The organism is Microbacterium sp. UBA1612, assembly GCF_002321605.1.
GTDB classification, from domain to species: Bacteria; Actinomycetota; Actinomycetes; order Actinomycetales; family Microbacteriaceae; genus Microbacterium; species Microbacterium luteum.
Genome location: NZ_DCMW01000006.1, coordinates 219,462 through 242,702 on the forward strand (window position 1 = coordinate 219,462; position 23,241 = coordinate 242,702).

Annotated in this window: 24 protein-coding genes and 3 tRNA genes; 15 read left to right on the forward strand and 12 right to left on the reverse strand. The window is 70.2% G+C overall.

Annotated features, from left to right (window positions below; translation table 11 throughout):
• Positions 1-57 precede the first annotated feature (57 nt).
• Positions 58-324, reverse strand: a complete 267-nt coding sequence (locus B3S45_RS04185; RefSeq protein WP_194384353.1) for a glutaredoxin family protein — start codon at positions 322-324, stop codon at positions 58-60.
• Between the two features lie 60 nt (positions 325-384).
• Here B3S45_RS04185 and B3S45_RS04190 point away from each other — a divergent pair, with 60 nt between their 5' ends.
• Positions 385-1,527, forward strand: coding sequence for a glycosyltransferase (locus tag B3S45_RS04190; protein ID WP_286717550.1), 1,143 nt, complete (start codon positions 385-387; stop codon positions 1,525-1,527).
• 9 nt (positions 1,528-1,536) lie between these two features.
• Here the strand turns inward: B3S45_RS04190 and B3S45_RS04195 are convergent, their stop codons facing one another.
• Both B3S45_RS04195 and B3S45_RS04200 read right to left on the reverse strand, forming a co-directional pair.
• Positions 1,537-2,859: a hypothetical protein gene (locus B3S45_RS04195; RefSeq protein WP_286717551.1), complete on the reverse strand. Its 1,323-nt coding sequence runs from the start codon at positions 2,857-2,859 to the stop codon at positions 1,537-1,539.
• Between the two features lie 608 nt (positions 2,860-3,467).
• Positions 3,468-5,072, reverse strand: a complete 1,605-nt coding sequence (locus B3S45_RS04200) for a molybdopterin-dependent oxidoreductase (RefSeq protein WP_286717552.1) — start codon at positions 5,070-5,072, stop codon at positions 3,468-3,470.
• A 148-nt stretch (positions 5,073-5,220) separates the two neighbouring features.
• On the opposite strand from B3S45_RS04200, the gene B3S45_RS04205 reads away from it, so the two are divergent.
• Positions 5,221-5,742, forward strand: coding sequence for a glycine cleavage system protein R (locus tag B3S45_RS04205; protein ID WP_286717553.1), 522 nt, complete (start codon positions 5,221-5,223; stop codon positions 5,740-5,742).
• Here B3S45_RS04205 and B3S45_RS04210 read toward each other — a convergent pair.
• The 7 genes from B3S45_RS04210 to B3S45_RS04240 form a co-directional block, all read right to left on the reverse strand.
• The gene (locus tag B3S45_RS04210) at positions 5,733-7,052 is read right to left on the reverse strand and encodes an ABC transporter permease (RefSeq protein WP_286717555.1); all 1,320 of its coding nucleotides are present in this window, start codon (positions 7,050-7,052) and stop codon (positions 5,733-5,735) included. The two genes, B3S45_RS04205 and B3S45_RS04210, sit on opposite strands and share 10 nt — an antisense overlap.
• A complete protein-coding gene (locus tag B3S45_RS04215) occupies positions 7,049-7,747 on the reverse strand; it encodes an ABC transporter ATP-binding protein (RefSeq protein ID WP_194384357.1) in 699 nt (232 codons plus the stop codon). Before B3S45_RS04215 ends, B3S45_RS04210 begins: the two co-directional genes overlap by 4 nt.
• Before the next feature lie 95 nt (positions 7,748-7,842).
• Complete coding sequence (locus tag B3S45_RS04220; protein ID WP_286717557.1) at positions 7,843-8,625, reverse strand: hypothetical protein; 783 nt, start codon at positions 8,623-8,625, stop codon at positions 7,843-7,845.
• An 18-nt stretch (positions 8,626-8,643) separates the two neighbouring features.
• Entirely contained in the window at positions 8,644-8,832 is a 189-nt protein-coding gene (locus B3S45_RS04225) for a hypothetical protein (RefSeq protein WP_194384359.1), read from the reverse strand.
• 247 nt (positions 8,833-9,079) lie between these two features.
• A tRNA-Phe gene (locus B3S45_RS04230) sits at positions 9,080-9,152 on the reverse strand.
• Between the two features lie 63 nt (positions 9,153-9,215).
• Positions 9,216-9,289: transfer RNA gene (locus tag B3S45_RS04235), tRNA-Asp, on the reverse strand.
• A 27-nt stretch (positions 9,290-9,316) separates the two neighbouring features.
• Positions 9,317-9,389: transfer RNA gene (locus B3S45_RS04240), tRNA-Glu, on the reverse strand.
• Between the two features lie 233 nt (positions 9,390-9,622).
• Between B3S45_RS04240 and B3S45_RS04245 the strand changes: the two genes are divergently transcribed.
• Positions 9,623-11,041 carry a M23 family metallopeptidase gene (locus B3S45_RS04245; protein WP_286717559.1) on the forward strand — a complete coding sequence of 473 codons (1,419 nt, stop codon included), beginning with the start codon at positions 9,623-9,625 and terminating at the stop codon, positions 11,039-11,041.
• A 7-nt stretch (positions 11,042-11,048) separates the two neighbouring features.
• On the opposite strand, the gene B3S45_RS04250 is transcribed toward B3S45_RS04245, so the two are convergent.
• Both B3S45_RS04250 and ppa read right to left on the reverse strand, forming a co-directional pair.
• Positions 11,049-12,401, reverse strand: a complete 1,353-nt coding sequence (locus tag B3S45_RS04250; protein WP_286717560.1) for a DUF2254 domain-containing protein — start codon at positions 12,399-12,401, stop codon at positions 11,049-11,051.
• Positions 12,402-12,418: 17 nt separating this feature from the next.
• Complete coding sequence (gene ppa, locus B3S45_RS04255; protein WP_286717562.1) at positions 12,419-12,952, reverse strand: inorganic diphosphatase; 534 nt, start codon at positions 12,950-12,952, stop codon at positions 12,419-12,421.
• 97 nt (positions 12,953-13,049) lie between these two features.
• Between ppa and tilS the strand changes: the two genes are divergently transcribed.
• The 12 genes from tilS to B3S45_RS04315 all read left to right on the forward strand — a co-directional run.
• Positions 13,050-14,045 carry a tRNA lysidine(34) synthetase TilS gene (gene tilS, locus B3S45_RS04260; RefSeq protein WP_286717564.1) on the forward strand — a complete coding sequence of 332 codons (996 nt, stop codon included), beginning with the start codon at positions 13,050-13,052 and terminating at the stop codon, positions 14,043-14,045.
• Positions 14,046-14,102: 57 nt separating this feature from the next.
• A complete protein-coding gene (locus tag B3S45_RS04265; RefSeq protein WP_286717565.1) occupies positions 14,103-14,852 on the forward strand; it encodes a ParA family protein in 750 nt (249 codons plus the stop codon).
• Positions 14,853-14,881: 29 nt separating this feature from the next.
• Positions 14,882-15,433: a hypoxanthine phosphoribosyltransferase gene (hpt, locus tag B3S45_RS04270; protein ID WP_194384374.1), complete on the forward strand. Its 552-nt coding sequence runs from the start codon at positions 14,882-14,884 to the stop codon at positions 15,431-15,433.
• A gap of 141 nt (positions 15,434-15,574) precedes the next feature.
• Complete coding sequence (gene ftsH, locus B3S45_RS04275) at positions 15,575-17,584, forward strand: ATP-dependent zinc metalloprotease FtsH (RefSeq protein ID WP_194384375.1); 2,010 nt, start codon at positions 15,575-15,577, stop codon at positions 17,582-17,584.
• Between the two features lie 10 nt (positions 17,585-17,594).
• Positions 17,595-18,182, forward strand: a complete 588-nt coding sequence (gene folE, locus B3S45_RS04280) for a GTP cyclohydrolase I (RefSeq protein ID WP_071045132.1) — start codon at positions 17,595-17,597, stop codon at positions 18,180-18,182.
• Positions 18,179-18,967, forward strand: coding sequence for a dihydropteroate synthase (gene folP, locus B3S45_RS04285; RefSeq protein ID WP_286717568.1), 789 nt, complete (start codon positions 18,179-18,181; stop codon positions 18,965-18,967). Before folE ends, folP begins: the two co-directional genes overlap by 4 nt.
• Before the next feature lie 5 nt (positions 18,968-18,972).
• Positions 18,973-19,368 (forward strand): dihydroneopterin aldolase, encoded by a 396-nt coding sequence (gene folB / locus B3S45_RS04290; protein ID WP_194384377.1) that lies wholly within the window; start codon positions 18,973-18,975, stop codon positions 19,366-19,368.
• Positions 19,365-19,898 (forward strand): 2-amino-4-hydroxy-6-hydroxymethyldihydropteridine diphosphokinase, encoded by a 534-nt coding sequence (folK, locus tag B3S45_RS04295; protein ID WP_286717570.1) that lies wholly within the window; start codon positions 19,365-19,367, stop codon positions 19,896-19,898. The genes folB and folK overlap by 4 nt, the downstream gene beginning before the upstream one ends.
• On the forward strand, positions 19,895-20,383 hold the full coding sequence (locus B3S45_RS04300) for a DUF3180 domain-containing protein (RefSeq protein ID WP_286717572.1): 489 nt from the start codon (positions 19,895-19,897) through the stop codon (positions 20,381-20,383). The genes folK and B3S45_RS04300 overlap by 4 nt, the downstream gene beginning before the upstream one ends.
• Positions 20,331-20,975: a PH domain-containing protein gene (locus B3S45_RS04305; RefSeq protein WP_349675981.1), complete on the forward strand. Its 645-nt coding sequence runs from the start codon at positions 20,331-20,333 to the stop codon at positions 20,973-20,975. Before B3S45_RS04300 ends, B3S45_RS04305 begins: the two co-directional genes overlap by 53 nt.
• Entirely contained in the window at positions 20,972-22,678 is a 1,707-nt protein-coding gene (locus B3S45_RS04310; RefSeq protein ID WP_286717574.1) for a PH domain-containing protein, read from the forward strand. Before B3S45_RS04305 ends, B3S45_RS04310 begins: the two co-directional genes overlap by 4 nt.
• Positions 22,675-23,241, forward strand: a 567-nt coding sequence (locus B3S45_RS04315; RefSeq protein WP_286717576.1) for an NAD(P)-binding domain-containing protein, incomplete at its 3' end; no start/stop codon positions are given. The genes B3S45_RS04310 and B3S45_RS04315, both read left to right, overlap by 4 nt.

Genomic DNA, 23,241 nt, shown 5'->3' on the forward strand with positions numbered 1-23,241 from the left:
AATGCGTGGTGTCCCGCGGCGTTCCGCGTTTGTCGGCGGAGATCGCGACGCCCGCGCTCAGATGAGGGAGAGCTCGCGGAGCTTGGCCTCGACGTCGGCGTTGGTCGGCTCGACGTGGTGGGACGCGTCGGGGTAGACCACGACGGGGATGTTGGTGCGACCCGAGATGTCGCGAGCGACCTCCGCGGCGTCGGGCGTCGCGACGAGGTCGACGTACGTGTACTCGACGCCGAGGCCGTCGAGCTGCGCCTTCGTGCGGATACAGTCGCGGCACCAGTCGGCGCCGAACATCGTGATCGTGGCGGAATCGAGGGGAGAAGTCATGGCATCCAGCGTAATCGCGCGGCAACGCGGGGGCGCCGGCCGTGGGACGATGGACGCCGGATGCAGCTCTCGATCATCGTGCCGACCTTCAACGAGGCGCCCAACATGGCGGAACTCGTGGGGCGCATCGCGCATGCCGTCCGGGGAATCGATGCGGAGATCATCGTCGTCGACGACAGCACCGACGACACCCCCGAGGTCGTGCGCTCTCTCGCCGAGACGACCCGAGTGCCGCTGCGCATCATCCACCGCGACGAGCGAACCGGCGGACTCGGCGGTGCCGTGGTCGAGGGGTTCGCCGCGGCCCGTTCGGATGCGTGTCTCGTGATGGACGCCGACCTGCAGCATCCGCCCGAGGACATCCCGGCGCTGTGGGAGAGGTTCTCGGTGGGGGATGCCGATGTCGTCGCCGCCTCGCGTTACCAGGCAGGTCAGGCCGATGCCGGCTTCGCCGACAAGACCCGCGTGCTGGTGTCGAAGGTGTCGACGGCGGTGACGAAATCGATGTTCCCGGTGCGGCTTCGGGATGTCTCCGACCCGATGACGGGGTTCTTCGTGCTCGATCGGCGCGCGATCGAGGCGGACACGCTGCGTCCGCGCGGGTTCAAGATCCTGCTGGAGATCCTTGCGCGCAAGCCCCTGCGCGTCGCGGAGGTGCCCTTCACCTTCGCCGACCGGCACGCGGGCGACTCCAAAGCGTCGGTGCGTCAGGGCATCCACTTCCTCTCGCAGCTGACGGCGCTGCGCTTCGGCAAGATGTCGCTGTTCGCCATCATCGGCGGACTCGGCGCGATCGCCAACCTTGCGATCGTCTGGGCGCTGACCGCGCTCGGCGTCGACTACCTCATCGCCGCGATCGTCGCCGCGGAGGCGACGATCATCGGCAACTTCCTGCTCATGGAGCGCTTCGTCTTCCAGGACATGAAGGGCGCCGCATCGGGCGGGTGGGTGCGCTTTGCGAAGTCGTTCGGCTTCAACAACGCCGAGGCGATCGTGCGCATCCCCCTCGTCGCGCTGCTGGTGGAAACCGGGCACGTCTCCGCCGTGCTGGCCACGGCGATCACCCTCGTGCTGGCCTTCTTCGTGCGCTTCGTCTTCCACTCGCTCGTCGTCTACGCACCGCGCAAGGCAGGCGAGCCGTCCAAGGCGCGACAGGTCGTCGAGGAGATCGACGACCTCGCGTCCGCTCCCGGCGAGCTGTGAGGACGCACCTCACCCGCAGTTCGGCGGTGTCGGGTCACCCGTTGGGGGAACTCCCTGGATCTCGCCCCACGCGTACCCGCTGACCTGCTCGCCGTCGAGGGTGCCCTCGTAAACGAAGAGCCCCTCGTACACGGCCCTCTTCAATGCGACGAGCTCCTGGTTCTCGCTGGCCGCGCGGAAGGTGAGGTCGGCGGCGGGGCGCGTGCCCGATGCCGAGAGCGTCACGTCGTACTCCAGGTGGTAGAGGTAGCAGCTGCCGGGTGAGGTCCACGTCTTGGCGGTCGGGGTGATCTCGATCGCCCCCTGCGGCCAGTTCGCCGTCGGTCGGAGCGTGCCGTTCGCTGCCTGGGTCGAGCCCGCGCCCCCGATCATCGCGTAGTGGAGGTCGCCGACCTCCGCCTGGCCCGTGGTCGCGATCAGCATGCCCTGGCGGGTTTCGGGCAGCTGCACCGAGAACTCGGTCCACTCGTAGCCGTTCTTCACCACGTACTGCGCCGACTCGTTGTAGGTCTCGGTGAGGTTGTCGAAGAAGAGCCGGCCCTCCGTGCCGCCGGCGACGTAGGAGGCGCCGATCCGGATCGACCACTCGGAGACCTCCACGAGGGGCATGGAGTAATACTGCGATCCCTGGCCGGTCATCGGGTCACCCGTCGCTGCCAGGTAGGAGCCGATGTCTCCGCCGTAGGTGTCGGTGATCGGTGTGCGCTGATCCTGGGTCGGAATGGCACCGCCCTGCGCGGGAAGCGGCTTGCCATCGAACATCCACAGCGGGAAGAACCCGTTCGGGCCGTACCCCCACTGGATGATGCCGGTGCGGTCCTGCGCCGTGACAGAGAGCTCAGCCCACTGCGCCGTGCTCGCGCCCGGCACCTCGACCTCGACCCCGACGGTGAGTTCGTACTCGGCACCGACCGCGCCGACAGTGCCGGAGACCACGCGCATGTCGATGACCTGTGTGGGCTCGTCCGCAGTGGCCTTCTCGACGTGGATGTTCCACGGGTCGTAGGCGATCGAAACGGGTGCCGACAGGTTGGCGAGCCCGTAGATCCCGCCGAAGGCGGGCCCGTCGTCGAGGGACAGGCGGTTGTAGATCAGGCCTGCCTCCTCCACCGTCAACCACGGCACCTGGAGGCCGGGAACGACGGTGTTGCCCTGCGACATCAGCGCGATCGAGTTGACGTCGCCGTCGGCCTCCACGAGGTGTCCGAAGAACTCGAAGGACTGGGAGTCGTACTGCGGGAGACCCGTCGAGAGGAATGCGCGGAAGCCCGTGCAGTCCTCGCCTTGGGCGTTCGGCGTGGTCGAGTACTCGGCGATAGAGCCGAAGTCCATCACGGGGATGCCCGGGTCCGTCGGGTCCGTGGCGCATGCCGGCGGCACGGCTGGGGTCGGGCTCGGTGTGGGTTTCGGGGTCGGAGAGGATGTGGGGTGCACCGTCGGTGCGGGCCGGGACCCACCGCCGGAACCGTGCGTTCCGCCGGAGCCCGTGGAGCCGCCGGCTCCGCCCGATCCGCCCTGAAAGCCGTCGCCAGAACCACCGCTCTCGGCGGCGGGTGGAGCGCTGGAGGGTGACGGTGACGGCGACACCGAGGACCGCGGCGTATCAGTCGGCGTCGCGGAGGACGACGGTGCCGGGGCGGCGGGCGCTGCGGCTGTCTCGGAGGGTTCTGGATCAGGCTCGCCGAACGTGCAGGCGCTCAGCCCGAAGAGGAGCAATGCGGTGACAGGAGGGGCGGCGGGGACTCGGCAGGGCCTCACGCGGGGAGTCTTCCACAGTGCCCGCGAGCGGCGCATCTCGCCGCGGGTGGGCGTGCCCTCCTGCCGAGCCATCCCTCTTTCGCCGAGCAGTCCCTTTCGCGTCCGCAGGAGAGGGGTGGCTCGACGTGAAAGGGGTCGCTCGGCGGACCGGCGGAGACGCGGAAACGGACGCTTGAGGCGGCCTACTCCACGGTCACGAGCACGCGCTGCCACCCGGATGAGCCGTCCGGGGCGATGGGGGCGCGCTCCTCGATCTGCAGATCACCGTCGGCGTTGACCGCGCGCACGGCGACGTAGTGCGTGCCCGGCTCCGCCTCCCACTCGAGGTACCACTGCACCCAGGTGTCGTCATTGATCGGGGGCGACAGCGTCGCCTGCTGCCACTCGCCGTCGTCGATGCTCACCTCGACGCGCTCGATCCCCACCGTCTGCGCCCACGCCATGCCCGCGATCGGCACCGTTCCCGCCGGAACCGGCGTGCCGGTGCGCGGGGTGTCCACGCGCGAGGAGAACTTGATCGGCGCCTTGGCGCTGTACCCGCGCGGTGTCCAATAGGCCTCGTCCTCGGCGAAGGTCGTCACCTTCAGCTCGGTGACCCACTTCGTCGCCGACACGTAGCCGTACAGCCCGGGCACGACCATCCGCACGGGGAAGCCGTGCTCGACCGGGAGAGGCTCGCCGTTCATGCCCACGGCGAAGATCGCGTCGAGACCGTCGTCGGTGAGCGAGGCGAGCGGGGTGGATGCGGTGTAGCCGTCGACGCTGCGCGAGAGCACCATGTCGGCACCGTCCTGCACGCCCGCCCGTGCGAGCACGTCGCGGATCGGCACGCCCAGCCACACGGCGTTGCCGACCAGGCCGCCGCCGACCTCGTTGGAGACGCACGTGAGGGTGACGGCGTACTCGTCGACACCCATCGCCAGCAGGTCGTCGAAGCTCATCTCGATTCGCTCGTCGACCATGCCGTCGATGACCAGCCGCCACGTCGCCGGGTCGACCGTCGGCACCGTCAGGGCCGTGTCGACGCGGTAGAAGTCCTCGTTCGGCGTGATCAGCGGTGACAGGCCGTCGATGTCGAACTCGGCCCCTTCCGGGATCGTCACCGTGCTTCCCGGCTCGGGGAGGGCGAGCTCCTCGCGGATCGCCCCGAGCGAGGAGGTCGCCGCGCTGATCGCGCGAGCCCCCACGCCGACGATGACCGCGGAGACTCCCGCGATCGCGCCGAAGCGAAAGAACCCGCGACGGTCGACGCCTCGCGCATCCGCGGATGCGGGTTCGTCCGTCGCCGAAGACGAGGTGTCGGTGGGGGATGCCTGCAGCGCCCGGTCGGGATTCAGCCAGCGCCGGAGCCGGTTCACGAGGAGCATCAGCATGACGGCGCCGGCGATCGTGCCGACCACGGGCGGCAGGGCGCTGAGCACCGTGGCGCCGGCGCGGGTGACGGTCGCGGCCGTCGCCAGGATGCCCGCGAGCACGAAGGCGGCGACGCCGAGCGGCGCGCGCACGTACTGCAGCACGCCGGCCAGGGCGGCGGCGATGGCGACGGCGAGCCCGATGCCGATCAGCAGCACGAGCTTGTCGGCCTCGCCGAAGGTGGCGATCGCGAACTCCTTCAGCGGCTGCGGCACCACGTCGACGATGAACGAGCCGACCGCGAGCACGGGGCTCGCTCCGCGGGCGACGAGAAGCGCGACGAGTTCCGCCGCGGCGAGAAAGGCCGCGCCGCCGATCAGCCCGGACAGTGCGCTCCACAGCCAGGCGCGCGCCGACATTCGTGTCGCTGCCATGCTCGTCCCCTCATCCCGGGGTCGTTCCCCGCTGAAGGTTGTTCGGAGCGGCGCTCGCCGCGGATGCATCCGGATGTGCGACGCGATCGGGAGCGGGCGACGACGACCTCGGTGTCGCAACCGGCACCCGAGCAGTAGCATCGAGCCCGTGACCGTGCTCGTGCTCACCATCGTCGGCGATGACCGCGCCGGTCTCGTCGCGGCCGTCTCCCGATTGGTCTCCGATCACGGCGGCAACTGGGAGCGCAGCGAACTCGCCGAGCTCGCGGGAACCTTCGCCGGCGTCATCGAGGTCGTCGTGCCAGACTCCGCAGCGGACGGGCTGCGCGAAGCGCTCGCCACGCTCGAGGGCACGCTCGCGGTCGCGGTGCACGAGAACCCGCGCGCTTCCGAGCGCACCGGCGTCGAGCTCGAGCTCACCGTGCTCGGCAACGACAGCCCCGGAATCGTGCGCGAGCTCGCATCGACGCTCGAGCTGCACGGTCTGAGCATCGACCACCTGTCGACCGAGACCCGGGATGCCGCCATGTCGGGCGGGCGACTCTTCGAGGCCACGTTCACGGCCCGGATGCTCGGCGGCGGTGATCCCGGTGATGTGCGGCTCGCCCTGGAGAAGATCGCCGCCGAGCTCCAGGTCGACGTGACCGTCGCTCCGCCCGGTCACTCGTAGCGCAGGCTCGCCACCGGGTCGGCCGCAGCGGCGCGCGCCGCCGGCAGCGTGCCGGCGAGAAAGGCGATGAACATCACCACCGCGGTGGTCAGCACGATCGACAGCGGATCGAACGCGAACAGCTCCAGGCCGGGCAGATCCGCGAGCAGGGTCGCTGCGAGTTGACGGCTCACCGTGGTGCCCAGGGCGATCGCCGCGGCAGCCCCCAGCGCGCTGCCGAGGAATCCGATGAACATCGCCTCGAGGCTGAACAGAGCGAAGACCCGCCCCGATCCCATGCCCATGGCCTTCATGAGCCCGATCTCGCGCGTGCGTTCCTGCACCGACATCAGCAGCGTGTTCACGATGCCGAGCGTTGCGGCCACGAGCGCGATGATCGCGAAGGCGTTGAGGATGAGCACGATGCCGTCGATGACCGCGACGAACGCGCCGAGCTGGTCGGCGATCGACTGGCCGGTGTAGCCGGCATCGTCGAGGCGCTCCTTGAGCGCCTCGACCTCGGCATCCGTTGCCTCGGGGTCGAAGAACACGCTCGCCGTCGCGTATCGGTCGAGGTCTTCCTCGGGCACGCCGGTGTTCTGCAGGGCGAAGAGCTCGTCGGTGGCGGCGGAGTTGGGGATGGTCGTCGTGCCCGCGCTGAAGGTCTCCTCGACGACGCCGGTCACGGTCGCCTCCAGCAGGTGCTGCGTGCGGGAACCGTCGGTCACGGCGATCGTGACGATCTCGCCGATCGCGCTGTCGGGATCGGCGAAGCCGAGCGGCTCGACGAGGGAGACGGGGATCGCGACCTCGGGCTCGTCGGATGAGCCCGACGGCTCCGATCCGGCGGCCATCTGCAGTTTCTGCCCGGGCACGGTGTTCTCGACCGCGGTCACGTACGGGGTGCCGTCTTCGCCGTATCGGATGAAGTCCGCCGAGACACCCTTGGTCGGTTCGACCCGGTCCACGCCCTCGATCTGCTCGAGCTCGGCGATGTCGTCGGGCGTCATCGCCACGACACCGGTGGTGGCCCCGGGTGCTCCGTCGGGTGCGCCGGGCACGGTGGTGTCGACCACATCCGGATCGTATTCCAGCGGCTCGTCACCGAAGCCGGTCGGCGCGGTCTCGCTCGCCTTGGTCGCGGTCAGCACCCCGTCCGCGCCGATCGCCGCGACGGTGTCGTCGATGAACCGGCCGACCCCCGTGCCGAGGCCGTTGGTCACGGTGAGGGTGAAGGCGCCGATGAACACGGCGAGCACCGTGAGCAGCGTTCGGGTCTTGGCGCGGAACGAGTTCTGCACCGCGGACGAGATGAGGCTCGACGTTCTCACGTCATCGCCTCCGCGTCGTCGAAGACCCCGTCGCGGATGTGCAGGCGCCGGTCGCAGCGGGCGGCGAGATCGTGATCGTGCGTCACGAGGATGAGGGTGATCCCGTGCCGCCGGTTGAGGTCGAAGAGGATGTCGGCCACGATCCCGCCGGTCGCCGAGTCGAGGTTGCCGGTGGGTTCGTCGGCGAAGATGATGCGAGGATCGTTGACGAGGGCTCGCGCGATGACGGTCCGTTGCTTCTGCCCGCCCGACAGATCCGTCGCCCGGTTGCGGGCCTTGTCGTCGAGTTCGAGCTGCGACAGTGCGGCCATGCCCCTGCGCCGCCGCTCGCGTGCGCCCACGCCGGCGATCTTCAGGGGCAGGGTGACGTTCTCGAGCACGGAGGCGTTCGGTGTCAGGAAGAACTGCTGGAACACGAAGCCGAAGGTGGTGTTGCGGGTGCGGTTCAGTGCGCGGCCGCGCAGCGCGGCGGTGTCCCGGCCGTCGAGGTGCACGGTTCCCGACGTGGGGGCATCCATGAGGGCGAGCACATGCATGAGGGTGGACTTGCCCGATCCGCTCTTGCCGACGATCGCGACGCTCTCGCCGGCATCGATGTCGAGGCTGACGCCGCGCAACGCCTCGAAGCGTGCGGTTCCGCGACCGTAGGACTTGTGCACGCCGCGGGCCGACACGACGGGCCGACGCTCTGTCATGCAGCCACTCTGGCCGAGTGTGACCGGGCCTGCATTCCCCTTGTGCGAATCCTCAGCGCGGCGTATCCGGGCGATGCGCCGGCGCAGAGGCGGTCCTACGTCGCGGGGTACTCGTAGACGCGCACGAGGTCGCCCTCGTGCACGAACAGCAGGACGCTGTCGGGATAGGCGACGCTGGTCTCGGCGGGAACGGTGGAATCGACGTCCATCGCGACACTCGCCGGGATCGGGCCCGCCGCGCATCCGGTGCGCCAGCGTCCCGTATAGATGCCGTCGTCGCCGTCGACGACTCCCGTGGCGACGATCATCAGGCAGGAATCCGTTCCGAAGCTGGCGGCCCACCGGTCGTCGACGGCGATCGGCGTCAGGCCATGGAAGTCCTCGAAGCCTTGGGCGCCGTAGCCTCGGGTGCCGAAGATCTCCGAGGGGTCGAAGCTCGGGTCGGGAGCCAGCACCGCGACGGGCGTGCCGCCGTCGGGCGCCGCGGTCGGCGGCGAAGATGCGGTCGAGGTGACGATCGCCGCGAAGACGGCCGTGATCGCCAGTGACGCCGCCCAGAGGGCTGGCACGAGCCAGCGGGGTCGCCGTCTCGTATCCGGCGACGATGACCAGACGGCAGGATCGCCGTCGGCGACGGGCGCCGCCTCATCGACGAGCGACGCGTCGATCATCGACGCGTCCGCGGGGGCCTTGGGGCGTGGGTCCGAGGGGTTGTCGCGATGGGGTTCCGGCGCGGGCGTGTCCGAAGCATCCCCCGTGCCGGCGGCTTCGAGTTCGGTCAGTCGAGCCATCGCGGCGGGGTCGCGGTCGATGTCGGCGGACGGTCCGTAGGCGCGCAGACGCAGGCGACGGAGTTCCTCCTGCTCGAGCGGCCCCATGTCCCCAGCCTCACACACTCACGACGTCGTGGCGTCGGGGATGTCCGGGGTTCCATGGCGCTCCGATAGCGCGTGCTCGATGCGTTGGAGGCGCACGATCGTCTCCGCTACTTCTCGGTCGTCGAGAATGCCCTCCAGGAGCCGGTTCCACGCGGCGTCCAGGCGTTCGATGTTGTCGGCCGCCTTGTCCGTGGGGTAGAGGCGCACGGTACGCGCTACCTCGCGCGATCAGACCGGCGCAGCCGCGTCACGTCTCAGCCCGCCGATAGGCGGTGAAGGTGAAGATGACAGGAGATTCTGCCGCGCAGCGGCGGGGTCGCGAGCTTTCGCGGCTTCCGCCGTCGAATCTCCTGTGCTGTTCACGGCCGGCGCGCCCTCTGACCGGGCAAAGCGAAACCCCCGCGATGTAGAAGCTACGCGAGGGTTCCTGGGGTGACTGTAACGATCACCCGTGTGGCTCCGACCGGCATCGATCCGGTGACCTTTCGATTTTCAGTCGAACGCTCTACCAACTGAGCTACAGAGCCGCGCGACATGTCTGCCGCGTCCTAGACGAAAGGCCTCCTCGAAAGAAGGCCCGTCGCTCGGAGCGACCCTGACGGGACTTGAACCCGCGACCTCCGCCGTGACAGGGCGGCACGCTAACCAACTGCGCTACAGGGCCATGATTGTTGAGTTGTGTCGGAAAGAGTGACCCCAACGGGATTCGAACCCGTGCTACCGCCGTGAAAGGGCGGCGTCCTAGGCCGCTAAACGATGGGGCCGAATGAACCCCTGATCTTGCGACCCGGTGCTCACGCTTACCGACGCTCAAGCATAAGAGAGATTCCGTGGAAACGCCAATCGGCCCCCGTATGACCGTTCTCGCGGCGCGCCGACGGCGAACAGCCCATCGGGGAGGGGATCGTTCATCGTGCGGAAATCGGTCCGCACCTGTTGCGGTTGTGACTCGTGTTGCTACTGTGATCAACGTTGACTGCCCCTGCGAGGAGGATCCGTGGACGCCCAGCACAGCGACCTCGATTGCGGCTGCGCGCCCACCGAAGCGGAGAAGAAGCGGCTCTGGCCGTCGGTGAACCGCCGCTCGGCGATCGGCATCGGCGCACTCGGCGCCCTGGGATTCCTGACCTTCTCGTCGCTCGCCTACTCTCCGGGTGCGATCGCCATCGAGGGCTACCCCTCGTGGGATGAGGTCGAAGCCGCCAAGGCGAACGAGGCGGCGAAGGCCGCCGAGGTCTCCAAGATCCGCAACCTCATCTCGAGCCTGCAGGCCGAGGTCGCGCGCACGCAGGCAGAAGCCGAGGCCGCATCGAACGAGTTCTACGAGGCGCAGCAGGCGTTCTTCGAGGCGTCGTTCAAGGCCGACGAGCTTCAGGCACAGGCCGACGAGCAGGCCGAGGCCGCCAACGAGGCGGCGAACAAGGCCGGGCGCGTGGCGGCGCAGCTGTATCGCAACGGCGGCGACGACACCTCGCTGGAACTGTTCTTCTCGGGCTCGGCGGCGACCGCCGACGACCTGCTGTCGCGCCTGGGCACGATGGACAAGCTGCTCGAGCGGAACCAGACCGTCTACAGCGAGGCCGTCACGGCGCGCGACGCCGCGCAGAGCCTCTCCGACCAGGCCGAGGTGGCTCGCCAGGAGCGGGATCGTCTGCAGAAGATCGCCGAGGAGAAGATGGTCGAGGCGCAGGAGAAGGCAGAGGCCGCTCAGGCCGCCCTCGCCGCGCAGGAGTCCAACCTCTCCACCCTTCAGGCTCAGCTCGCGGCGCTCGAAGACGAGACCGCCCAGACGATCGCCGACTACAAGGCGGGCGTCGAGGAGGAGAAGCGCCGCAAGGCCGAAGCCGCCGCCCGGGCCAAAGCGGAGGCCGAGCGCCTCGCCCGCGAGGCCGCCGAACGTGCGAAACAGGAGCAGCAGAGCTCCGGCGGCGGATCCTCCGGCTCCAGCAGTGGCGGGTCGTCCGGTTCCAGTGGCGGCAACGGCGGTGCCGTCGTCGGATCCGGATGGGCGCGGCCCGGTTCGGGGTACCGATCCTCGGGCTACGGATGGCGCACGAGCCAGTGCGGCCCGAGCTACTGCTCCTCCAGCTTCCACGCGGGCGTCGACCTCGCGGCCGGCTGCGGTTCCGCGATCTACGCCGCATCAGCCGGAACGGTCGTCTACGCCGGATACAACGGCGGCTACGGCAACTACATCAAGATCGACCACGGCGGTGGCATCGGCACCGGGTACGCCCACATCCAGAACGGTGGGATCTGGGTGGGCTACGGCCAGCGCGTCAGTGCGGGGCAGGCCATCGCCGCCGCGGGCAACACCGGCAACTCCTTCGGCTGCCACCTGCACTTCGAGACCTACATCAACGGCTCTCCCGTGAACCCGATCAACTTCATGGCGGCGCGCGGCGTCAGCGTCTGAGCGCCGATCAGGCCGACGACGCGCGTTCGAGCGTGGCCCTGGCCTGCTGAGCGGCCGCGGCCAACCGGTCGCGTTCGACCGCATCGAGATCGGATGCCTCGAGCGACGCCTCGATGCGCTCCAGCTGCTGCGAGAGGGCGTCGCGCTGCGCGGCGTGCTGCACGTGCCACGCCACGTCGTCGATCGTCCAGAGCAGCCGCTCCAGCACATCCGGTGCGCCGGCGCCGTAGCGACGGATCGGTGAGATCGCGACATCGAGGAGTTCGGCGAAGTCGTCGCCGCACGGGACCAGGCGCGCGACGCCGTCTCGCGATGCGTACGCCTCCGGGCGCGGAGGCTGGGCCGCCAGGTCGCACAGGAGCGCGGAGATGTGGCTGAGCGCGTGGACGGCTGTCGTCGGATCGTTGACGCCCGGGGACAGGGCGCGACTGGCGACGTCGACGAGCTGCCGCAGCCCGAACCCGACATCCTGCGCGGGCGTGCGTTCGTAGTCGGCGCTGAAACACGCGGCGATCTCATCCGCGATGCGCTCGTCGGTTCGCCCGGGGCCGTCGATCTGGGCGGGATGCCACCATCGTGCGAGCGGCGTGCCCGCGATGATGCTGCAGCCCACGGGGCGCAGCTCGCGCACCACGATGTCGTGCGCGACGGCGAGATCGATCAGCTCGCCGCGGTCGACGCCGGAGACGAACCCCGACGTGCGCGCGAACACCGTGTGCCCGCGGTCGGGCTCGATCGGTGCCGGGGCGGGGGTTCCGGGTGGCGCATCCGCGAGCAGCGCGATGGTATGCGCCGCCTCACGGTGCACATCGCGCATCATCGTCTCCACCCGGAGCTGACGGGCGAGATGAGCGAGGAAGAAGGTCAGCACCACGACGCTCACCAGGGTGAGCACCGAAGCGACGGTCACCGCGATGCGCGGCACGAAGGCGTCTGCCTCGTCGGTGGCGTTCTCGACCGTGCGCAGCACCGTGAGCGCATACGCGAACGTGCCGAGGAAGACCGCGAGCGTGCCCTGGACCATGGGATCCGAGGCGAACATGCGCAGGAGCCGCGGAGACGCCTGGCTGCTCGCCAGCTGCAGGGCCACCACCGTCAGCGAGAACGTCAGCGACGTGGCCGTGATGAGGGATCCGGCGATCGCGGAGAGGACGGCGCGCGCCGCATCGGTCCCGCCGGAGAAGATGAACGCCGTCACCGTGTCGGCGAGGGACGCATCGACGGAGCGGTCGAGCTCCGGCAGCGCCAGGCCGATGAGCACGGCGCCGATCACCGCGATGAGCGGCACGGGCCACAGGCGCGACGCGACCGCGTCGCTGATCACGGCGATGCGCCGTCGCACCGCACCGCGTCGCGCCATGTAGTTCCCCGTCCGTATCAGCGGGTGCTGGGGGCTTCGCCCTCACCCTGCGTGCGGGTCTCGCCCTCGTGCTCCTCGAACCGTGCGAAGGCCTCGTCGACGAGGCGTTCGGCCTCGGCGGCATCCGCCCACTCGTCGACCTTGACCCACTTGCCGGGCTCGAGGTCCTTGTAGTGCTCGAAGAAGTGGTTGATCTCGTTGCGCGTCCACTCGTCGATGTCGGAGACGTCCTGGATGTGGTTCCAGCGGGGGTCCTTCGCGAGAACCGCGACGACCTTGTCGTCGCCGCCGGCCTCATCCGACATCTTCAGCACGCCGACGGGCCGCACCTTCACGAGCACGCCCGGCATGATGTCGCGGTCCAGCAGCACGAGCACGTCGAGCGGGTCGCCGTCTTCGCCGAGGGTGTTCTCGAAGAACCCGTAGTTGGAGGGGTATCCCATCGAGGTGTACAGGATGCGGTCGAGGTAGACCCGGCCGGTGCCGTGGTCGACCTCGTACTTGATGCTGCTGTTGCGAGGGATCTCGATGACGGCGTCGTACGCGCCCATGCTTGCTGCTCCTTCGGAAGACGTGCGGATGCGCGACCAGCCTAGTTGCACGCCGGCTCCCCGTGAGGCGCCCCGATGCGCGCGGTACCGTGGCCGCATGCCGCACCGCCCGAGTCTGGATCCCGCCGTCGCCGACGTGCGTCGCGCGGTGCGCGGCGCCCTGGCCCGCCTCGCCGCCGACGCTCCGCTCGTGGTGGGCCTGTCCGGTGGCGCCGACTCCCTCGCCCTGGCCTCGGCGGTCGCCTTCGAGACCCGGGGTGCGGATGCATCCGCGACCGCCGTCGTGGTCGACCACGGGCTGCAGGAGACCTCCGCCGTGGTCGCACGGGGCGCGGCCGCCGCCGCGTCGTCGCTGGGACTGGCCGCCCGCGTGGTCGAGGTGGATGTGGACGCCGGCGGCGGACTCGAAGCGTCGGCCCGCGACGCGCGATACCGGGCGCTGCGTGCCGTCGCGCGCGAGACCGGCGCGGCGGCCGTGCTCGTGGGGCACACCCTCGACGACCAGGCCGAGACGGTCCTGCTCGGACTGGCACGCGGATCCGGTGCGGCGAGCCTGCAGGGCATGTCGCCGGTGTCGGACCTCGACGGTGTCGCGCTCGTGCGGCCGATGCTGGCGCTGCGGCGTTCCACCACGCGCGCAGCGTGCGCGGCCGAGGGACTCGAACCGTGGGACGACCCCCACAACGACGATCCCCGCTTCGCGCGAGTGCGCACCCGCAACACCGTGCTCCCGATGCTCGAGCGCGAGCTCGGACCGGGCGTGGCGGAGGCGCTCGCGCGCACGGCCGAGCAGCTGCGGGAAGACGCCGAGGCGTTCGACGAGATGATCGAGGAGACGATCGAAGACATCGTCGAGCACGCCGAAGCCGGCATCTCCGTCTCGGTGCCGGCCCTCGCAGCGAACCCCGCGGCGGTGCGGCACCGCATCATCCGACTCGTCGTGTCGAGCGAGTTCGGCGCGAGCCTCACCCGCGTGCAGACCCTCGAGGTCGCCCGGCTCGTGACCGACTGGTCGGGTCAGGGGCCGATCGATCTGCCCGGATGCCGCGCCCGCAGGGTCGGCGCGCGCGTGGAGTTCACCGCCGCGTCGTGAGCCTGCGCACGACCGAACCCGTGACGGGAGGGGGCCGCGCTCGTTAGGGTGGCGCACGTGAAGGTCATCGCGGTGTACAGCGTCAAGGGCGGAGTGGGCAAGTCCACGACGGCGGTGAACCTGGCCTACGAGGCGGCGAAGGACCAGCGGGTTCTGCTGTGGGACCTCGACCCGCAGGCGGCCGCTACCCACATGCTCGAGGTCAAGCCGAAGCTCAAGGGCGGCGCCGAATCGATCATCGGCGGCAAGGGCAAGATCGGCCGGGCTGTGCGGGAGACGGCCTATCAGGACCTCCACGTGCTGCCCGGAGACGACAGCTACCGGGATCTCGAGCTCGCCCTGGATGCCGCCAAGCACTCCACGCGCCGCATCCAGCGTGCCCTCGGGCCGCTCTCCGACAACTACGACGTCGTGATCCTCGACTGCCCTCCCGGTGCGTCCCTTCTCGCGCAGAACGTCATCCGGGCCGCCGATCTCGTGGTGCTCCCCGTGGTCCCGACGCCGCTCGCGCTGCGATCGCTGCAGCAGGTGCGCGATGTCATCGCGGCGGAGTCGAAGCCGGCGAAGATCGTGTCGTTCCTGTCGATGGTCGATCGCCGCAAGAAGACCCACCGCACCGCGGTCGAGGAGCTTCCGACCGACGAGCCCGACATGTGCAAAGTCGTCATCCCGGCGACGGTCGTCGTGGAGCGCATGGGATCGGAGCGCAAGCCCGTCGCGGCATATGCGCCGTCGTCCGAGGCTGCGCGGTCCTTCGCGACGCTGTGGAGCATCGCATGGGTGGCGGCGCGAGACCGCAAGAAGTGATTCGCCGCCGACGCTCCTAGACTTCCCCCATGCGCGCCGCCGACATCAGAGACGACCTGACCGACATCCTCGTCACCGAGGAGCAGATCCAGGAGAAGCTGCAAGAGGTGGCCGCGCAGGTCGCGACCGACTACGAGGGCAAGGACCTGCTGCTTGTCGGTGTGCTCAAGGGCGCCGTCATGGTCATGGCCGACTTCGCACGCGCACTGCCGATGCACGCCGCGATGGACTGGATGGCGGTGTCGTCCTACGGTGCGTCGACGAAGTCGAGCGGTGTCGTGCAGATCCGCAAGGATCTCGACACCGACCTCCACGACAAGCACGTGCTGATCGTCGAGGACATCATCGACTCGGGCCTGACCCTGCACTGGCTGCTGGCGAACTTCGCCTCTCGCGGCGCCGCGTCCATCGAGATCTTCTCGCTGCTGCGCAAGCCGGATGCGGCCAAGGTCGAGGTGCCCTGCAAGTACGTCGGCTTCGACATCCCGAGCGACTTCGTCGTCGGTTACGGCCTGGACTACGCCGAGCGCTATCGCAACCTGCGCGACGTGGCGGTGCTCGCGCCGCACGTGTACGCCTGAGCGCGCGCGTCGGCGTGCATTCCGCCGTGGGCGAATGCACAGTCGGGGCATAGCCGGCCCGCGATACCCTGTTCGGACCGCCTTGGCGGCGCTGCGCCGCCCGGTGGCCGCTGACGAAAGGGATCGGGCCGCGCCCGCACCATGAACATCAAGAAGATCACTCGGAACCCGCTCTTCTACATCGTGCTGATCGGCGTGATGCTGATCGTCGGGTTCTCGTTGATCTCGAGTCTCGGCGGCGCGAAGCAGGTCTCGACCCAGGAGGGTCTCGAGCTCCTCGACGGCGGCACGGTCACCGAGGTGACGAACACCGACGGCGACCAGCGCGTCGACCTCACGCTGTCGGAGGCGTACGAGGGCGCGACCGACGTGCAGTTCTACTACGTCGACGCGCGCGCGGAAGAGGTCGTGCAGGCCATCGACGCGGCGAACCCCGCCGACGGGTTCAACGACGTGGTGCCGCAGCCGTCGTGGTTCGACGGGTTCCTCTCGCTGATGATCCCGCTGCTGCTGTTGGGCCTGCTGTTCTGGTTCCTGCTCTCCTCGGCGCAGGGCGGCGGCAGCAAGGTCATGCAGTTCGGCAAGTCGCGGGCGAAGATGGTCACCAAGGAGACCCCCACGGTCACCTTCCAAGACGTCGCCGGCTCCGATGAGGCCATCGAAGAGCTGGACGAGATCAAGGAATTCCTGAAAGACGCCGCCAAGTTCCAGGCGGTCGGCGCCCGCATCCCGAAGGGCGTGCTGCTGTACGGCCCTCCCGGCACGGGAAAGACGTTGCTCGCACGCGCGGTGGCCGGCGAAGCGGGCGTGCCGTTCTACTCGATCTCGGGATCCGACTTCGTCGAGATGTTCGTGGGCGTCGGCGCGAGCCGCGTGCGCGACCTGTTCAACCAGGCCAAGGAGAGCTCGCCCGCCATCATCTTCATCGACGAGATCGACGCGGTCGGCCGCCATCGCGGCGCCGGCATGGGCGGCGGGCACGACGAGCGGGAACAGACGCTGAACCAGATGCTCGTCGAGATGGACGGCTTCGACCCGAAGGTGAACGTCATCGTCATCGCGGCGACCAACCGACCCGACATCCTCGACCCTGCGCTGCTGCGCCCCGGCCGCTTCGACCGTCAGATCGGCGTGGACGCGCCCGACCTGCAGGGCCGCAAGCGCATCCTCGAGGTGCACGGCCGCGGCAAGCCCCTGGCCGACGGCGTCGACCTCGAGGTCGTCGCCCGCAAGACCCCGGGCTTCACCGGCGCAGACCTCGCCAACGTGCTGAACGAGGCGGCCCTGCTCACCGCTCGCTCGAACGCGCAGCTGATCGACAACCGCGCGCTCGACGAGGCCATCGACCGCGTGCTGGCCGGTCCCCAGCGTCGCACGCGCGTGATGAAGGACAAGGAGAAGCTCATCACGGCCTACCACGAGGGCGGTCACGCCCTCGCCGCGGCGGCGATGAACCACACCGACCCCGTCACGAAGGTCACGATCCTCCCGCGCGGCAAGGCCCTCGGCTACACGATGGTGCTGCCGCTCGATGACAAGTACTCCGTCACCCGCAACGAGCTGCAGGATCAGCTGACGTACGCGATGGGCGGCCGCGTCGCCGAGGAGATCGTCTTCCACGACCCCACCACCGGTGCCTCCAACGACATCGAGAAGGCCACCGACATCGCCCGCAAGATGGTCACCGAGTACGGCATGACCACCGATGTCGGCCCCGTCAAGCTCGGTCAGTCCTCCGGCGAGGTGTTCATGGGTCGCGACATGGGTCACGGCCGCGACTTCAGCGAACGGGTGGCGGAACGCGTCGACCAGCAGGTGCGCGGCCTCATCGAACAGGCGCACAACGAGGCGTACCAGGTCATCAACGACAACCGCGACGTGCTGGACAAGCTCGCCCTCGCCCTTCTCGAGAAGGAGACCCTCGACCACCTCGAGCTCGCCGAGATCTTCACCGACGTCAAGAAGCTCCCGCCGCGCCCGCAGTGGCTCTCCAGTGAAGAGCGCCCGGTCTCGCAGCTGCCTCCGGTCGACGTGCCGGTGCGTCAGCCCGCCGTCGGCGTGGCGGCGGCCACCGCCGCCGACGCGGAGACGGTGACCGAGTCGGCGCCCGAGCGGCGCCCCTCCGGGCGCGCGCGGCCCGCAACCGCGTAGGCTCTCGTCCGTGGCCGTCGACCGTGATCGTGTCGCCGCGCTCGTGCGACAGTTGCTCGAGGCGATCGGCGAGGACCCCGAGCGTCCGGGATTGAAGCTCACCCCGGACCGGGTCGCCGACGCGTATGTCGACTTCTTCGCGGGGGTCGGCGAAGACGCCTCGGCGCCGCTCGCCCACACGATCAGCGTCTCGCAGGGTCCGGCGCCCGAGACGCTGCCGTCGGGCGCTGTGATGCTGCGCGACATCCGCTTTCGCTCGATGTGCGAGCATCACCTGCTGCCGTTCCGCGGACACGCCCACATCGCCTATCTGCCGGGCGAGCAGGTCGTCGGTCTCGGTGCGCTGCCGAAGGTCGTCGACGTGCTCGCGGCACGACCGCAGGTCCAGGAGCGGCTCGGCGAGCAGATCGCGGACGCCATCGACGACGCGCTCGATGCACGCGGTGTTCTGGTGGTGCTCGACGCGGTGCACGAGTGCGTCACGATGCGCGGGGGTCGGCAGCCCGATGCGGCCACGCTGACCGTAGCCGCGCGCGGCGCCTTCACCGACCCAGCGCAGCGGGCCGAGCTGTTCGCGCTCCTCGGAGGACCGCGATGACGGCCGTCATGGGCATCGTCAACGTCACGCCCGACTCGTTCAGCGACGGCGGCAGATACATCGACCCGGATGCCGCGATCGCGCATGCGCGATCGCTCCGCGCCGCCGGCGCCGACCTGCTCGACGTCGGCGGCGAATCCACGCGGCCCGGCGCCGAGCGCATCGATCCCGACGAGGAGCGCCGCCGGGTCATCCCCGTCGTCACGGCGCTCGCGGCGGAGGGACTCGCCGTCAGCATCGACACGATGAACGCCGCCACGGCCACCGCCGCCGTCGAGGCCGGCGCGGTGCTCGTCAACGACGTCTCCGGCGGACTGGCCGACCCCGACATGCTGCCGGCCGTCGCCGCATCCGGAGCGGACATCGCCCTCGGCCACTGGCGCGGCCCCTCGTCCGACATGTACGCCCGAGCACATTACGGCGACACCGTGCGCGAGGTCGTCCGCGAGCTGGCGGACCGCGTGAGCGCGGCGAACGCGGCCGGCATCGCCCCCGCGCGCATCATCGTGGACCCCGGCTTCGGGTTCGGCAAGCAGGGAGCGCAGAACTGGGCGCTGCTGCGCGGCCTGTCGCACGTCGTCGACCTCGGGCCTCGAGTGCTCGTCGGCACCAGTCGCAAGCGATTCCTCGCCGAGGCCCTCGGCGAAGGCGATCCGGCGCGACGCGACCTCGCGACGGCCGTGACGAGCGTGCTGGCGGCGCAGGCGGGTGCCTGGGCGGTCCGCGTGCACGACGTCGCCACGACCCGCGATGCCCTCCGCATCGCCACCTACCAAGGAGAGTGACCGGCATGGATGCCCCCACCGACCTCAGCGGCACCGACGAACTGACCCTCACCGGGCTGCGCGTCTTCGGTCACCACGGCGTGCTCTCTCACGAGCGGCGCGACGGCCAGGAGTTCATCATCGACGTCGTCATGCACCTCGACGTGCGCGAGGCGGCCGGAGCCGACGACGTCGACAAGACCGTGCACTACGGCGAGGTGGCCGAGCATGTCGCCGGCCTCGTCGCGCACGACCCGGTGGATCTCATCGAGACGGTGGCGGCGCGGATCGCCCGCGATCTTCTGGCCCGGTACTCCCGTCTGCGCCGCGTGACGGTCACGGTCCACAAGCCGAACGCCCCGATCCCCGTGCCCTTCTCGGATGTCTCGGTGCGCGTGACCCGTGCGCGGTCGGGACGATGAGCCGACGACTGGCGCAGGGGATCGGCGATCCGCCGTCGCGCGAATCGCGCGCGACGGTCGAGGCCGTCGTGGCGCTCGGGGCGAACCTCGGCGACCGGGAGGAGACGCTGCGGGAGGCCGTGCACGATCTTGCGCGCCTGCCGCTGGTCGACGAGGTCCGCGCCGCCGAGCCGATCGAGTCGGTGGCCGTGAAGCCGACCGGACCCGACGAAGACGCCCCGGCCTACCTCAACTCCGTCGCTGTGCTCACTACGCGCCTCTCGCCGGCCATCCTCCTGTCCTACCTCCACGCCATCGAGGCGCGGCACGGTCGGGAGCGCCACGAGCGCTGGGGTGACCGCACCCTCGATCTGGACCTCGTCTCGTACGGCGACCTGGTCTCGCGCGAGCCTGCCCTCACCCTCCCGCACCCCCGCGCGGCGGAGCGGGAGTTCGTGCTGGCGCCGTGGCTGGCGATCGATCCCGACGCCGAGCTGGCCGGGCACGGCCGGGTGGCCGACCTGCTCGACCGGCTGCGGGGCCCCTCGTGAGGCGCACCGGCGCGGGCGTGCTTCTGGTATGCGCCGTTCTCGGCGTCGGCGCGGGGTTCCTCGTCGACCAGGTGCTGACCGCGTCGGGGCGGCCGACCTTCACCCCCGCGGTGATGCTGCCGATCCTCCTCGTGCTGCTGGGCGGCGCGGTCGTGGCCCTCGCCGTGCCGGTGCGCCGCGCCACACGTGGCACCGGCGCCTCGCCGAACCCGTTCCAGGCACTGCGGATCGCGATGCTCGCCAAGGCCTCCTCGATCGTGGGCGCCCTCACCGCCGGATTCGCCGTCGGACTCGCACTGTTCCTCCTCACCCGGCCGGTCTTCCCCTCGGTAGGCTCGTTGGGGGTCGTGCTGGCGACCGTCGGCGGCGGGGCGGCACTCGTCGCCGCGGGCCTGGTCGCCGAGCACCTGTGCACGATCCGGAAGGACGACGATGACGAACACCCCGGAGGTCCCGACACCGGAATCGGAGCCGGCGGCGTCTGAGGCGACGCTCCCGACGACCGGGACCGGCGACCACGCGGCCGCCGCGAGCCCGCACCGCGTCGCCGCGCTCGACGACGGCACGTTCGCGCACATCCGCGAGCCGAAGGGCGAGGCGCGCCTTCCCCTCGGCGACGGCACGTGGCACCAGCTCGCACGGCCGTACGTGTGGGTCCAGCTCATCTCCGGCGGCTTCTTCTTCGCCCTCGTGCTCGCGGTCGCCGTCGTGATGACCGTCGTGCTCGGACAGTGGTGGATCTGGATCCCGGCCGGCGTGGTCCTGGTGGTCACCGGGATCGGCCTGATCATCACGCCGCGCCAGGCGCGCGCCGTCGGGTATCAACTGCGACGCGATGACCTCGTCTTCCGCAAGGGCATCCTGTGGCAGCGCGTGGTGGCCGTGCCTTACGGGCGCATGCAGCTCGTGGACATCACCCACGGTCCGCTCGACCGGGGCTTCGGCATCGCGCAGCTGAAGCTCGTCACCGCCGCGGCTTCGACGGGCGTCGTCATCCCCGGGCTCAAGCAGGCGTCGGCCGAGGTGCTGCGCGACACGCTGATCGACGTCGCCGAGACCCGTCGGACGGGACTGTGACCGAGCTCCCTCCCACCTCCCCCGTTCCCGGGGGACCGCATCCGGCGACCGGAGCCACGCGATCGCCGCTGAGTGACGGCGACTGGCACCGGATGCATCCGCTGACCCCCGTGTTCCGGGGCGGCCTCGTGCTCGTGGTGGTGGTGGGCATCATCGTCGCGAACCTGCGCGACCGGGTGATCGCGTTCTTCTTCGACGGCGTGATCCCAGGTGGCTACAACGCCGGCCAGGATCCGGTGGACTACGTGCTCGGCCACGGGCTGGTGCTGGTCGTGCTGCTCGGTGTGCTCGGCGTGCTCCTGGTCGTGCTCGGGATCTTCTACATCACGTGGCGGTTCCACACGTTCCGCATCACCGGCGACGACGTCGAGGTGCGCTCCGGCGTGCTCTTCCGCACCCACCGCCGTGCACCGCTGGACCGCGTGCAGGGGGTCAACCTCACGCGGCCGATGATCGCGCGGCTGGCGGGCATGGCCAAGCTCGAGGTGGTCGGGGCCGGTCTCGACGCGAACGTCAAGCTCGAGTACCTCTCGACGACCAACGCCGAGGAGGTGCGCGCCGACATCCTGCGCCTCGCGTCCGGGCGGCAGCTCGCCGAGGCGAGCGTGCGGGCTGAGCGTGTGCACGGCCGCGCGGCGAGTGATCTGGCAGCCACGGCGGCGTCCACGGTCTCATCCGGCATCGACGGGCTCGTGCACGGGGCGGAGGACCCTGCCGACGAACCGGAGTCGGTCGTGCGCATCCCGCCCGGCCGGCTGATCCTCTCGCAGCTGCTCAGCGGATCGACGATCGCCCTGGTGCTCGGCATCGTCGCGGTCGTGCTGGGCGGTGTCTACGGCACGCCCTGGGTGCTGTTCGCGATGCTCCCCGTGCTGCTCGGGTTCGGCACCTACGCCTTCCGGCGGATCACCCGTTCGCTGCGGTACTCGATCGCGCCCACCCGCAGCGGCGTGCGCATCACCTTCGGGCTGTTCACCACCGTGACCGAGATCGTGCCGCCGGGCCGCGTGCACGCGGTCGAGGTGTCGCAGTCCATCTTCTGGCGACCGCTCGGCTGGTGGTCCGTGTCGCTCAACCGTCTGTCGGGTCGAGGGGCGACCGACACGAGCACGGATCAGTTCGCCACCGTGCTGCCCGTCGGTGACCGCGACGACGTCGCCCGCGTGCTCGGCCTCGTGCTGCCGCACCTGACGCCGGAGCAGTGGCGCGCGATCTTCGAGGACGGTGTGCTCGGGCCGCAGTCCGAGGATCCGTACACGACCACGCCGCGTCGCGCGCGCCTGTTCCGCCTGCTCTCGTGGAAGCGCAACGGCTTCCAGCTCACCGACGACTCGCTCTTCCTCCGGCGCGGTGTCATCTGGCGCACCCTCGGGGTCTTCCCCCTCGCTCGGCTGCAGAGCGTGGATGTGACCCAGGGCCCCGTGGATCGGCGCCTGCGCGTCGCGAACGTCCGGGCACACACCATCGCGGGTCGGGTGTCGGGTGCACTCGGCATCGTGGATCGGGATGCCGCCGTCGACCTCTTCGAGGCCGTCGCGGCCGGTGCCGTGCGCGCCGCGGCCTCCGACCACTCGCACCGCTGGGACGGCGAACCGGACGGTGCCGATGAACCGGACGGTGCCGAGGAGCCGGACGGTGCCGGCGAACGGGACGGTGCCGGCGAACCCGTCTCGCCCGCCGGACCGGCGGAGGCGGACCGATGACGCGCGAAGGGCGCCTCGGCGTCGGGATCGTCGGCGCCGGACGCGTCGGACCGGTCATCGGCGCCGCGCTCGCCGGCGTCGGCCACGCGCTCATCGGGATCACGCACGGCTCCGACGAGGAGCGCGTCGAGGCGGTGCTTCCCGGTGTGCCGTTCCTCGACGCCCCCGAGGTCGTGCGCCGCAGCGAACTGGTGGTGCTCGCCGTGCCGCACGACGAGCTCCCCGGCCTCGTGGCGGGCCTGGCCGAGACCGGCGACTGGCAGCCGGGTCAGCTCGCGATGCATCTGGACCCGGCCTGGGGGGCCGACGTGCTCGCTCCGGCGGTGGCCAAGGGCGTCATCCCGCTGGCGATCCACCCCGCGATGACCTTCGCCGGCACATCCATGGACCTGCGCCTGCTCGCCCAGTCCTATGCGGCCGTCACGGCCCCCGCCGCGGTGCTGCCCATCGCGCAGGCGCTCGCCGTGGAGCTCGGCTGCGAGCCGGTCGTGGTGTCCGAGGCGGCGCGCCCCGCCTATGCCGAGGCGATCGCGGCGGCGACCACCTTCTCGCGATCGATCGTC